Here is a 13,032-nt window from a genome sequence, read left to right on the forward strand (position 1 = left end):
CGTCGCCGGCCCGAACACGGACCCGAACCCGGACCCGAGCACGGATCCGAGCCCGAACCCCGACCCGAACCACACCCGATCCCAGCGGAGGAGGAAGTCCCCGTGAGAATCGCCTACGGCACCAACGGTTTCGCCGACCATCGCATCGGCGACGCGCTCGAGATACTCGCCGACCTCGGCTACGACGGGGTCGCGTTAACCCTCGACCACCACCACCTGGACCCCTTCACCCCCGGATTGGCCTCGCGCGTCGCGGGAGTGGCCGCACGGCTGGACCGGCTCGGCCTGTCGGTCGTGATCGAGACCGGCGCACGCTACCTCCTCGACCCCTGGCGCAAGCACCACCCCACCCTGCTCGACGACACCGCCGGGGCGGACCGACGCGTGGACCTGTTGGAGCGCGCGGTGCGCGTCGCGGCCGAACTCGGCGCCCCCGTCGTGTCGTTGTGGAGCGGCCGGGCTCCCCGCGACGTCGACCCCCGGGCCTGTTGGGAGCGCCTGACCGCGGGCTGCTCACGGGTCCTGACGCAAGCGCACGCACGGGGCGTGAGCCTGGGCTTCGAACCCGAACCCGGGATGTTCGTCGACACCCTCGACCGCTACGAGGAACTGTGGCGACGCCTGGGCCGCCCCGAACACCTCGGCCTCACCCTGGACATCGGGCACTGCCGCTGCCTGGAGCCGCTACCGGTGCCCGACTGCGTGGCACGGGCCGGACCGCACCTGGTCAACGTACAGATCGAGGACATGCGCCGCGGCGTGCACGAACACCTGGAGTTCGGGCAGGGCGACATCGACTTCCCGCCCGTCCTGCACGCCTTGGCCGACACCGGCTACGACGGGCTGGTCGGCGTCGAACTGCCACGCCACAGCCACGCCGCCACCGAAACCGCCCGCCGCTCGATCGCCTTCCTGCGCGCGGTCGAAAAGGAGATCGCAGGATGAGGCACCCGGGGCACCGCGAAGCGCACACCGATACATCGACCGCGACGCGGCCGGCTGCCGACCGTCGATCGCCCGAACCGCACCTCGACGCACTGCGCGCGGCGTTCGAGGCCGGCGTCCGCCCCGAACGGCGGGACTGGCCCGCCCGGACGGCGGCGAACCCCGCCCGCGTGGCCGCCGCATTCGCCGCGGCGGGCCGAGTTTGCGGACGCGCGGACCTCGCCGGGATCGCGGGCTGGACCTGCGACGACGCCGCGCGCGTACTGCTGCTGCACGCCGTCGCCCGCGGCCGTGACGGCGGCCCCGCGCCCGTAGACCCGACCGCCCTGGTACGCGCTCTGTACGACCGCGGCGACCCGTGCGAACGCCGCGCGGTGCTGCGGGCCCTGCCCTACCTGCCCGACGTCGACCCGGCATCGGCGCGCGAGCTGGTCGAGGACGCGCTGCGGACCAACGACCACCGCCTGATCGCCGCCGCGATGGGCCCCTGCGCCCAGGTCCTGGACGCCGCCGCGTGGCGGCACGGAGTCCTCAAGTGCTTGTTCGTCGGTCTACCCCCGACCCCCACCGTCGCCGACCTGGACCAACGCGCCGACGCCGAACTCGCCCGCATGCTCCGCGACCTCGGCCGAGAGCGAACCGCCGCCGGCCGGCCCTCGCCCACCGGTCTCGAACCCATCGCCACCGCCTTCGCACCGTAGCCGAGGAGCCCCACCGATGCGCGTCTTCGACCCCCACATCCACATGACCTCGCGCACCACGGACGACTACCGCGCCCTGCGCGACGCCGGCATCCGGGCCCTGGTCGAACCGGCCTTCTGGCTCGGCCAACCCCGCACGTCCGTCGCGTCCTTCGTCGACTACTTCCAGAGCCTTTTGGGCTGGGAGCCGTTCCGCGCCGCCCAGTACACGATCGAGCACTTCTGCGCCATCGCCCTCAACCCGAAGGAGGCCAACGACCCCCGCTGCGCACCCGTCCTGGACCTCCTCCCCGAGTTCCTCGCCAAGGACCGCGTCGTCGCCGTGGGCGAGATCGGCTTCGACTCGATGACCGACGCCGAGGAGCACGCCTTCACCCACCAGCTCGCCCTCGCGGTCGAGTTCGAACTGCCTGCCCTGATCCACACTCCCCACCGGGACAAGGCGGCCGGCGTCCGGCACACCCTCGACCTGATCCGCGACAGCGCCATCGAGCCCGGCCGCGTCCTGATCGACCACCTCAACGAGACCACCGTCGAACTCGTCGCGGACACCGGCTGCTGGATGGGCTTCTCCGTGTACCCCGACACCAAGATGACCCCGCAACGGGTCGTGGATGTCCTGCGCGCCATCGGCCCCGACCGCGTGGTGGTCAACTCCGCCGCCGACTGGGGGCACAGCGATCCCCTGTCCACCGTGCACACCGGCCGCGCCATGCTCGCGGCCGGCTGGAGTGCGGACCAGGTCGACCACGTGCTGTGGCGCAACCCCGTCGCCTTCTACGCCCAGAGCAACCGCCTCGACCTCCCCGCCCCGGACGCTCTCGTCCGCGCTCGACCCGGCGACACCCACGAGGGCAACTCCATCCTGCGCGGAGCGCGCACATGAGGTTCCGACACCACGACGGCACCCTCGTCCACGCCGCCTACTGCACCAACGTCCACGCCGCCGAGGACCTCGACGGCGTCCTCGAACAACTCGGCCGATTCTGCGAACCCGTACGAACCGAACTCGACCTCGACACGCTCGGCGTCGGCCTGTGGCTCGCCCGCCCCGTCGCCACCGCGCTGACCCGGGACCACGCCGCGATCGAACGCCTGCGCCGCGAACTCGCCCTGCGCGGGCTCGAAGTGGTCACCCTCAACGCCTTCCCCTACACCGGCTTCCAACACGACGTCGTCAAACACAACGTGTACAGCCCCGACTGGGCCGACCCCGCCCGTCTGGCGTACACGCTCGACTGCGCCCGCATCCTCGCCCACCTGCTCCCCGACGACGCCACCCGAGGCAGCGTTTCCACGCTGCCGCTCGCCTGGCGCACGCCTTGGCCGGCCGAACGCTCCGACGCCGCCCGACGCGCCCTCGACCACCTCGCCGCCGGCCTCGAACACATCGAATCGCGCCACGGCCGGCGCATCCGCGTCGGCCTGGAACCCGAGCCCGGCTGCGTCCTGGAGACCACCGACCAAGCCGTCGCCGCACTGCGCGGCACCGATCCCGACCGGATCGGCGTCTGCCTCGACACGTGCCACCTCGCCGTCGGCTTCGAGGATCCGCACACGGCCCTGGTCACGCTCGAGAACGCCGGCATACCCGTGGTCAAATCCCAGGCCTCGTGCGCCCTCCACGCCCAGGCACCCACCCCCGACACCCTCCGCCCCTACGCCGAACCACGCTTCCTCCACCAGACCCGCGAGGCCGGCACCCCACCGCTCGCGGTCGACGACCTATCCCAGGCCATCGCCGGCGGCCTACCCGGCAACGCACCCTGGCGCGTGCACTACCACCTCCCCCTCCACGGCCGACCGCGCGCGCCGCTGACGGCCACCCACGACGTGCTCGACCGCGCCCTCGAAGGTCTGTTCGCCGGCCCCCGCGCGCGCACCGACCACATCGAAGTCGAGACCTACACCTGGCCGGTCCTGGACGACACCGGGCCACCGACCCCCCGGGCCCTGGTCGCCGGTATCGCCGCCGAACTCGCCGCACTGCGCGCGGCCCTGCTCGACCTGGGCCTGAAACCCGCCGACAGGAAAGGAACCTGATGCCCCGCCTGCTGGTCCTGAACGTCGTCGGACTCACCCCCCGCCTGCTCGCCCACATGCCCGCGCTGCGCCGCATCGCCGACAGCGGCTTCCAGGCCCGCCTGGACCCGGTGCTGCCCGCGGTGACCTGCTCCGTGCAATCCACCTTCCTCACCGGCGACCTCCCGCGCGAGCACGGCATCGTCGGCAACGGCTGGTACTTCCGCGAACTCGGCGAGGTACTCCTGTGGCGGCAACACAACCGCCTCGTGGCGGGCGAGAAGATCTGGGAGGCGGCCCGACGCGTACGCCCCGACTACACCGTCGCCAACATGGGCTGGTGGTACGCCATGGGCGCCGACGTCGACTGGACGCTCACCCCCCGGCCGATCTACTACTCCGACGGCCGCAAGGAACCCGACTGCTACACCGATCCGCCCGAGCTGCACGACGAACTCACCGCCCGCCTGGGCACTTTCCCCCTCTTCCACTACTGGGGACCGACCGCCTCCATCCGCTCCTCGCAATGGATCGTCGACGCGACCGCCTACGTGCTGCACAGGCATCGGCCCGATCTGACCCTCGCCTACCTGCCGCACCTGGACTACGACCTCCAACGGCACGGCCCGGATGCCCCCGAGGCGATCCGGGCCGCGCGTGAGATCGACACCGCGCTGACCCCACTCCTGCGCCGGGCCGCCGAGAGCGGTTGCACCGTCGTCGTGCTCAGCGAATACGGCATCACCCGCGCAAGCCGGCCCGTCGACGTCAACCGTGTGCTGCGCCGCGCGAGTCTGTTGCGCGTGCATACCCAGGACGGCATGGAGTACCTGGACCCGTGGACCTCGCGGGCATTCGCGGTGGCCGACCACCAGATCGCCCACGTGTACGTCCGCGACCCGGCCGACCGTCCCCGCGTCGCCGCCCTGCTGGCGGAACAACCGGGCGTGGCCGAGGTCTTGGACGCCGAGGGCAGACGCGAGTACGGGCTCGACCACGACCGGGCCGGCGACCTGGTGGTGGTCGCCGAACCCGAGGCATGGTTCACGTACTACTACTGGCTCGACGACGAGCGTGCCCCCGACTTCGCCCGCCAGGTCGAGATCCACCGCAAACCCGGCTACGACCCGGCCGAGCTGTTCTGGGATCCCGCCGACCGCCACGTCAAACTCAAGGCGGGCGTGGCCCTGGCCCGCAAACGGCTCGGGCTGCGCTACCGCATGGCCGTCGTCCCGCTCGACCCCGCCCCGGTACGGGGAACCCACGGACGACTCCCCACCGACGCGGCGGACGCCCCGCTGCTGCTGTGCAGCGACCCCACCGCCAAACGCGACACGGTGCACGCGACCCAGGTCAAGGCCCTCCTGCTCGAACTGGGCCTGGCGAACGCATAGGCGACGGGTCGCCGGCACACGGGTCGGTAACTCCCGGTGTGGTGGCGCGACTTCATGAGCTCACGTCGTCGTGGGCAGCTTCACGACCACATAGTTTGTCCTTGATCTGGAAGAAGTTGGATTTCTTCTGTGAAAACTCTTCTTCACTCAGGAAGAACGCACTACATTCCTGGCCAAGCACCGGCCGTCCGGGCCGGACAACCCGAAGGGACGCATCCGTGACCACGCAGTTCGACGGTCCGAGCGCAAGCACAGGCATCGGGGTCGGCATGGTCGGCTACTCGTTCATGGGTCGCACGCACTCCCAGGCGTGGCGCACCGTGAACGCCTTCTTCGACCTGGCGCGGGCACCGACGATGGTCGCCCTCGCCGGACGGGACCGCGCCGCGGCGACGACCGCCGCGCGACGCCTGGGCTGGAACGTCGCGCTCACCGACTGGCGCGCGCTGATCGAGCGCGACGACATCGAGATCGTCGACATCTGCACCCCCGGCGCCTCACACGCCGAGATCGCCGTCGCCGCGCTCGCCGCCGGCAAGCACGTCCTGTGCGAGAAGCCGCTGGCCAACACGGTCGCCGAGGCCGAGGCCATGGTGGCCGCCGCCGACGAGGCCGCCACCCGCGGCGTACGCGCCATGGTCGGGTTCAACTACCGCCGCGTACCCGCCGTCACCCTCGCCCGCGATCTCGTCGCGGAGGGACGCCTGGGCGAGATACGCCACGTGCGTGCCCAGTACCTCCAGGACTGGATCGTCGATCCCCAACACCCACTGGTGTGGCGGCTCGCCAAGGACGAGGCCGGCTCCGGCGCGCTCGGCGACATCGGCGCGCACATCATCGACACCGCCCAGTTCGTCACCGGCCAACTCCTCACCGGAGTCAGCGCACTCACCGAGACGTTCGTCCGCCGACGCCCGGTGGCCGAACTCACCGCCGTCCACGGCGACGTCGACGTCGACGACGCCGCGCTGTTCATCGGCCGGCTCTCCGGCGGCGCCCTGGCCTCGTTCGAGGCCACCCGCTTCGCCACCGGACGCAAGAACAGCCTGCGCATCGAGGTGAACGGCTCGGCCGGCAGCATCGCCTTCGACTTCGAGGCCATGAACGAACTGTGGTTCGCCGACCGCACCGACGACGCCCGCACCGCCGGCTTCCGCCGCATCCTGGTCACCGAGCCCGAACACCCCTACGCCGGCGCCTGGTGGCCGGCCGGCCACCTGCTCGGCTACGAGCACACGTTCACGCACCAGGCGGCGGACCTGCTCACCGCGATCACCGAAAGGCGCGACCCGACCCCCACCTTCGCCGACGGACTCCAGATCCAGCGGGTCCTGGCGGCCGTCGAGACCAGTGCCCAGGGCGGCAACGGATGGGTACCGATCCCGACCGGTCGGCTCGCCGCATCCATGGGAGGTCTTCGATGACGCTGCTGGCGGTAACCGGAATCCGCAAGGAATTCACCGGTGTTCGCGTCCTGCACGACGTCGACCTCGACGTGGGGGCCGGCGAGGTCCACGCGGTCGTGGGGGAGAACGGCGCGGGCAAGTCGACCCTGATGAAGATCCTCGCCGGCGTGCACACCCCCGACGCCGGCACCATCGCCGTCGACGGCACGCCGGTCGCCTTCTCCCACCCCTCCCGCGCCCAGGCCGCCGGCATCGCGATCATCCACCAGGAGTTCACCCTCCTGCCGGAACGCACGGTCGCCGAGAACGTCTTCCTCGGTCGCGAACCCACTCGGCGCGGCCTGGTCGACCGGGGCGCCATGGAGCAGGCCACCACCCGACTCCTGGCCGAACTCTCCGAGACCTCGTTCGGCCCGCGAACGCCCGTCCGCCGCCTGTCGGTTGCTCAGCAGCAGGTCGTCGAGATCGTCAAGGCGTTGTCCACCGACGCCCGCGTGCTGATCATGGACGAGCCCACCGCCGCACTCGCCGACCACGAGGTCGAGCGGCTCTACGCGCTCGTGCGCCGGCTCACCGGACGCGGCCTGGGCATCCTGTACATCTCGCACCGCCTGCGCGAGGTCTTCGACCTGTCGACCCGCGTCACCGTGATCAAGGACGGCCGGCGCGTGGCCACCCTGGCGACCGCGACGACCGACGAGGACACCGTCGTACGCCTGATGGTCGGCCGCGAACTCGGCGCCTACTACCCCGCACGCGCCGGCGCCGCGGACGTCGGCAAGGTGCGCCTCGCCGTCGCCGGAGCCGGAAACGCCAAGCTGGCCGCCATCGACCTCGAACTGCGCGCCGGGCAGGTCGTGGGCATCGCGGGACTCCAGGGATCCGGGCGAACGTCGCTGGCCCGAGCCCTGTTCGGCGCGACACCGTTCACCACCGGCACCATGCGCGTCGACGGCAGGGAGCTGCGTCCGCGTGATCCGCGCGAGGCCATCCGCGCCGGCATCGCGCTCGTCAGCGAGGATCGCAAGGGCGAAGGACTCGCCCTGCGCCAATCCGTACGCGACAACACCCTGCTCGTCGAACGGGCCGTCTTCTCCCGCCCGTTGCGCGCCCGCCCCGCCCCGCCCGTCGCCGATCTGCTGGCCCGCGTGGCACTGCGCGCCCGCGGCGAGGACCAGCAGGTGCGCTACCTGTCCGGCGGCAACCAACAGAAGGTCGTCATCGCCAAGTGGCTCGGGGTGCGCCCGGGAGTGCTCGTCTTCGACGAGCCCACGCGTGGCGTCGACGTCGGCGCCAAGGCCGCCATCCACGAACTCGTCCGCGAACTGGCACGCGAGGGCATGGCGGTGCTCATGGTCTCGTCCGAACTCCCCGAGGTGATCGGGATGAGCGACCGCGTGCTCGTCATGTCCGAAGGCAGGATCGCCGGCGAACTGCCCGCCGGCCCGACCGAAGAAGAGATCATGCGCCTCGCCACCGCCGGTCGCGTGGCCGCCGGGGCCGCCACGTGAACGCCCAGGCCCTCGCACCCCGAACACGCACCGCGAAATCCGCCCTCCCCGGCCGGTTCGCCGACCCCACCAGTGTCGTCTACCTGGCCCTGCTGGGGGTCATCCTCCTCGGCTGGATCACCGTCACCGCCCGCGGCGGCTCCTTCCTCACGCTCGACAACACCGTCGGCATCCTGCAGAACTCCGTCGTCCTGGGCCTGATCGCCGTCGGCCAGAGCGTCGTCGTCCTCACCGGCTCCCTGGACCTGTCCGTCGCCTACCTGGTCAGCATCGCCACCCTCGTCGCCGCCGAGACCATGGACGGCTCCGACGGCAACATCGTCCCCGCGATCGCCGCCGTGCTCGCCTTCTCCGTCGCGGTCGGCCTCGCCAACGGCCTCATCGTCACCAAACTGGGGGTCAACGCGTTCATCGCCACCCTCGGCGTCGGCTTCATCCTGCGCGGCTGGATCGAGGACACCTACTCCGGACCCGCCGGCAAGGTCCCCGAGTCCTTCCAACGCCTGGGCTTCGACCGCATGGGCCCGATCCCCGTCTCCGCGTTCCTGCTCCTGGCCGTCGCCGTCGCCGTCTGGTTCGTGCTGCGCCGCACCCGGCTGGGCTATCACATGTACGCCGTCGGCGGCGACGAACAGACCGCCCGCCTGTCGGGCGTGCGCACCCACCGCGTGATCATCGCCGCGCACGTGTTGTGCGCGGTATGCGCCGGGCTGGCCGGGCTGTTCCTCGCCGCCCGCCTGGGCGCCGGCTCGCCGTGGGCCGGCACCGAGGCGCGCTACGACCTCACCTCCATCGCCGCGGTCGTGCTCGGCGGCACCGCGCTCGCGGGCGGCCGCGGCGGGGTCACCGGCACCATCGGCGGCGTGCTGATGCTCGCCGTCCTGGACAGCGTCTTCAACCAGATCGGCGTCGACCCCTTCTTCCAGAACGTGGTGCGCGGCGTCGTCATCATCGTCGCGGTCGCGCTCTACGCCCGCCGAGGCACCACCAAGGGGGTCGCGTCGTGATGGTCGACACCCTGGACAAGCGGCGCCGGGCGCCGCACGCGTCCCCCGATCCGCACCTCGTGGCCCGCGCCACGCCCGCACGACGGTTCGCCGCCTCGCTGCGCGCCGGCGCGCCAGTGTACCTGCTCCTCGCGGTGTTGCTGCTCGCACTGGGCATCGAGGACCCGACGTTCTTCCGACCCGATCCCTTCCTCGCGTTCCTCAAGCGCTCGGCGCCGCTGGTGGTCCTCGCCGCCGGCCAGTACCTCGTGATCGTCTCCGGCGGCTACGACCTGTCGGTGGGCGCGCTCGTCACGGTCGGCGTCGTGGTCACCGCGGAGACCTACCACGCCTTCCCCGGCGCGCACTGGACGATCGTCGTGGCCGTGCTGCTCATCGGCGGCGCGTTCGTCGGCCTGATCAACGGACTCGTGACCACGGTGCTGCGGGTGCCCTCGTTCATCGCGACACTCGGCATGACCCTGATCCTCGAAGGCGCCGTCTTCTACTGGACCCAGGGTTCCCCGAGCGGCATCCTGCCCGACGACTTCCGCCGGATCGGCCGCAGCATCGCCTTCGGATCGGTGCCCTGGGCCGTGCTGGTGTGCGTCGCGGTGGGTGTCGTCGCGGTCGTGCTCATGCGATCGAACTTCGGCCGCACCCTGGTCGCCACCGGCGACAACGCCGAGGCCGCGGGACTGGCCGGAGTGCGCGTGATGCGGGTACGCGTACTCGCGTTCGTCCTGTCCGGCACGGCCGCCGCGGTCGCGGCGATCCTCGTCGGCGGCTTCTCCGGGGTCTCCGCCCAGGCCGGGCGGGGTTACGAGTTCGAGGCCATCACCGCCGTCGTCCTCGGCGGCGTCGCACTCGGCGGCGGCAGCGGCTCGGTGGTCGCGGCGATGGCCGGCGCGCTGTCCCTACAGACCCTGTTCACCCTGCTCAACCTGCGCGGGGTCTCCAACGCCCTGGAGACCACCGTCCAGGGCGTCATCGTCATCACCGCCGTCGCGCTGGGAGCCGTCGACTGGTCCCGGCTGCGCGCCCGCGTGTCCGCCCACCTGCCCTTCCTGTCCCGACCCTCCCGAGGAGAATCACGATGAGACACAGACTGTCCGTCGGCCTGACCGTCGCAGCCGCCCTACTGGCCACGGCGTCGTGCTCCAGTGACAAGGCCGACTCCTCGTCGGCGAGCAAGGCCCCCGGCGTCCCCGGCGCGTCCGCCCCCGGAACGAACCCCGGCAAGGGCGACTCCGGCGACTCGAAGTTCTTCGTACAAGCGGACTACGACCGCCAGTTGGCGCTTCTGAAGGCGACTCCGCAGGGCCCCGCGGACAAGCCCTGGGAGCAGATGCTCGACCCGCAGCAGATGGTCGACACCACGCAGTACAAGAAGGACGGCCCGTACGAGATCTGCTTCTCCAACGCGAGCGTCGCCAACAACTGGCGCCAGACCGGCCTCAAGAACATCCAGGCCGAGGCCGCCACCCACCCCGAGATCGCCAAGTTCACCGTCCTGGACGCCCAGGGCAAGGACGACAAACAGATCTCCGACATCCAGGAACTCGCGGGCAAGGGCTGCTCCGCGCTGATCGTCTCGCCCAACACCACCGCCACGCTCACCCCGGCCGTCAAGGCCGCGTGCGGAAAGATCCCGGTCGTCGTCTTCGACCGAGGCGTCAGCACCGACTGCCCGGTCACCTTCGTCAACCCCGTCGGCGGCTACGCCTTCGGCGACACCGGCGCCCGATTCCTGAAGGAGAAGGTCAAGCCCGGCGGGAAGATCCTCGCGCTGCGGATCCTGCCCGGCGTCGACGTCCTGGAGAACCGCTGGGCCGCGGGCAAGCGTGTGCTGGAGCAGGGCGGACTCGATGTCGTCGACGTCAAGTTCACCGACGGCGACCCGGCCAAGACGAAGGCCGTCGTCAGCGACGCCATCCAGCGCCACGGCACCATCGACGGCGTCTGGATGGACGCCGGCGACACCGCCGTCGCGGCCGTCGAGGCGTTCGAGGACGCGGGCAAGAAGGTCCCGCCGATCACCGGCGAGGACCAGCAGCAGTTCCTGGAGGTCTGGAAGAAGAAGAACCTCACCGCGATCGCCCCGACGTACCCCTCGTACCAGTGGCGCACTCCGATCATCGCGGCTCTGAAGATCCTCAAGGGCGAACCGGTACCCAAGGAATGGAAGCTTCCGCAACCCACCATCACGGCCGACAACCGCGATCAGTACCTCAAGCCCGGCATGCCGCCGCTGCATTACGCGATGTGCGGCTGTGAGACGTTGCCCGGCTATCCCGACAAGTGGGGCGGCAAGTAGTCGAACGAGTCGGGGCGATCGTCTCGTCGCCCCGACTCCGATCGGTCACGATCCCGCAGCTTCTTCGATCCCGCGACGACAAGGAGCACCGCCATGCGTGCGCTCGGTGTGAACACCTGGATCTGGGCTTCCCCACTCACCGAAGGCGACCTTCTGCGACTCGCGCCCCGCATCCGTGAGTTCGTCGCGGACGTGGTCGAACTCCCGCTGGAGCAGCCCCATGACTGGAACCCGGTCAAGGTCCGCGAAATCCTGCTCGACCACGACCTGACCGCGGCCTCCGTCGCCGCCGTCATGCCCCCGGGCCGAGACCTCGTCGCCACCGACGCGGCCGGCCTGGGTCGTACCCGCGACTACCTGCGCCGCTGCGTCGACGCCGCCGCCGAGGTCGGCGCGCCCGTCGTCGCCGGCCCCATGTACGCGGCGGTCGGCCGCACCTGGCGCACGACCGAGGCCGAACGCGCCCGCATCCTCGACGAGTTCCGCGACGGCCTCGCCCCGATCGTCGAACACGCCCGCTCCGCCGGCGTCCTCCTGGCCGTCGAACCCCTCAACCGGTACGAGACCAGCGTGCTCAACACCGTCGCGCAAACCCTGGAAGCCATCGCCGAACTCCCCGCCGACGCCGTCGGCATCGCCCTGGACACCTACCACCAGAACATCGAGGAACACGACCTCGTCGGCGCCGTCCAAGCGGCGGCGGGCCGGATCGCGCACGTGCAGGTGTGCGCGAACGACCGCGGCACGCCGGGCACCGACCACCTCGACTGGCCCGGCTTCCTGACCGCCCTGGCGGCAGCCGGCCATCAGGGTCCGCTCTGCATCGAGTCGTTCACCGCGCACAACGCCTCGATCGCGGTGGCCGCCTCCATCTGGAGACCCCTCGCGGCCACCCAGGACACCATCGCCCGCGACGGCATCGCCTTCCTGCGCGCGACCCTCGCCGCGCTCTGACCCGTACGGCACCTCGCCCGGTCCGACCAACCGGCCACGGAAACCCTCGCACCGTCCCGCTCGCCCGCGACCCGCGCGGCACGAGCAGCGCACCCCTGTGCGAAACGAGGAGAACCCATGCGCTCGATCGGTCCACCCCGTCCCCTACCCGCCTCCCGATCCGTGCGATCACTCGGTGCCGTCCTCGCGATGGCCCTGGCCCTGTTCACCCTGACGCCCGTTCCCCAGGCCCAGGCACACGCCACGTTCCGCGCGCTGCTGTTCACCGAGGCCGTCGGCTACGTCCACGAGTCGATCCCGGCCGGCATCAAGATGTTCCAGGACGAGGCCGAGGCGAACCACTACGAGGTCGTGCAGTCCAACGACTCCGCCGTCTTCAACGACGCGAACCTCGCCGGCTTCGACGTCATCGTCATGCTGCAGAACTCGGGCATGGTCTGGGACACCGAGGCCCAGCGCCAAGCCCTGCAGAAGTACGTCCACTCCGGCAAGGGCATCGTGGCCCTGCACAACGCCACCGACATGGGCATCGACAACGAATTCCCGTGGTGGGACAACCTGGTCAACGGCGGCGCCCACATGCCCGCCCACTCGCCGGGGGTCCTGCCCGGCACCGCCAAGGTCGCCGACCGCGTGCACCCCTCGACCAAGGACCTGCCGGAGCGCTGGTCCCGCAGCGAGGAGTGGTACAACTTCGACAAGAACCCCCGGGGCAATGTGCACGTCCTGGTGACGGCGGACGAGAGCACCTACGACCCGGGCCCGTCCAGGATGGGCGCCGACCACCCGATCTCGT

General features: G+C 71.0%; 12 protein-coding genes. All 12 read left to right on the plus strand.

Going from position 1 to position 13,032, the window contains the following annotated elements:
• Positions 1-102: 102 nt before the first annotated feature.
• Positions 103-945, plus strand: a complete 843-nt coding sequence (locus ACIRL2_RS47700) for a sugar phosphate isomerase/epimerase family protein (RefSeq protein ID WP_395872414.1) — start codon at positions 103-105, stop codon at positions 943-945.
• Positions 942-1,646, plus strand: coding sequence for an EboA domain-containing protein (locus ACIRL2_RS47705; RefSeq protein WP_402241477.1), 705 nt, complete (start codon positions 942-944; stop codon positions 1,644-1,646). Before ACIRL2_RS47700 ends, ACIRL2_RS47705 begins: the two co-directional genes overlap by 4 nt.
• A 16-nt stretch (positions 1,647-1,662) precedes the next feature.
• The gene (locus ACIRL2_RS47710) at positions 1,663-2,532 is read left to right on the plus strand and encodes a TatD family hydrolase (protein WP_395872418.1); all 870 of its coding nucleotides are present in this window, start codon (positions 1,663-1,665) and stop codon (positions 2,530-2,532) included.
• On the plus strand, positions 2,529-3,689 hold the full coding sequence (eboE, locus tag ACIRL2_RS47715) for a metabolite traffic protein EboE (protein WP_402241480.1): 1,161 nt from the start codon (positions 2,529-2,531) through the stop codon (positions 3,687-3,689). Before ACIRL2_RS47710 ends, eboE begins: the two co-directional genes overlap by 4 nt.
• Positions 3,689-5,062, plus strand: coding sequence for an alkaline phosphatase family protein (locus tag ACIRL2_RS47720; protein ID WP_402241482.1), 1,374 nt, complete (start codon positions 3,689-3,691; stop codon positions 5,060-5,062). The genes eboE and ACIRL2_RS47720 overlap by 1 nt, the downstream gene beginning before the upstream one ends.
• 269 nt (positions 5,063-5,331) lie before the next feature.
• On the plus strand, positions 5,332-6,486 hold the full coding sequence (locus tag ACIRL2_RS47725; RefSeq protein WP_395872557.1) for a Gfo/Idh/MocA family protein: 1,155 nt from the start codon (positions 5,332-5,334) through the stop codon (positions 6,484-6,486).
• Complete coding sequence (locus ACIRL2_RS47730) at positions 6,483-7,979, plus strand: sugar ABC transporter ATP-binding protein (protein ID WP_402241484.1); 1,497 nt, start codon at positions 6,483-6,485, stop codon at positions 7,977-7,979. The genes ACIRL2_RS47725 and ACIRL2_RS47730 overlap by 4 nt, the downstream gene beginning before the upstream one ends.
• On the plus strand, positions 7,976-8,986 hold the full coding sequence (locus tag ACIRL2_RS47735) for an ABC transporter permease (protein ID WP_402241487.1): 1,011 nt from the start codon (positions 7,976-7,978) through the stop codon (positions 8,984-8,986). The genes ACIRL2_RS47730 and ACIRL2_RS47735 overlap by 4 nt, the downstream gene beginning before the upstream one ends.
• Positions 8,986-10,065 carry an ABC transporter permease gene (locus tag ACIRL2_RS47740; protein WP_402241499.1) on the plus strand — a complete coding sequence of 360 codons (1,080 nt, stop codon included), beginning with the start codon at positions 8,986-8,988 and terminating at the stop codon, positions 10,063-10,065. Before ACIRL2_RS47735 ends, ACIRL2_RS47740 begins: the two co-directional genes overlap by 1 nt.
• Positions 10,062-11,282: an ABC transporter substrate-binding protein gene (locus ACIRL2_RS47745; RefSeq protein WP_395872428.1), complete on the plus strand. Its 1,221-nt coding sequence runs from the start codon at positions 10,062-10,064 to the stop codon at positions 11,280-11,282. Before ACIRL2_RS47740 ends, ACIRL2_RS47745 begins: the two co-directional genes overlap by 4 nt.
• A gap of 93 nt (positions 11,283-11,375) precedes the next feature.
• A complete protein-coding gene (locus ACIRL2_RS47750) occupies positions 11,376-12,236 on the plus strand; it encodes a sugar phosphate isomerase/epimerase family protein (protein ID WP_402241490.1) in 861 nt (286 codons plus the stop codon).
• Positions 12,237-12,425: 189 nt separating this feature from the next.
• On the plus strand, positions 12,426-13,032 hold a 607-nt coding region (locus ACIRL2_RS47755), incomplete at its 3' end, for a ThuA domain-containing protein (RefSeq protein ID WP_402241492.1).

Source organism: Embleya sp. NPDC127516 (assembly GCF_044765325.1).
Lineage (GTDB): Bacteria > Actinomycetota > Actinomycetes > Streptomycetales > Streptomycetaceae > Embleya.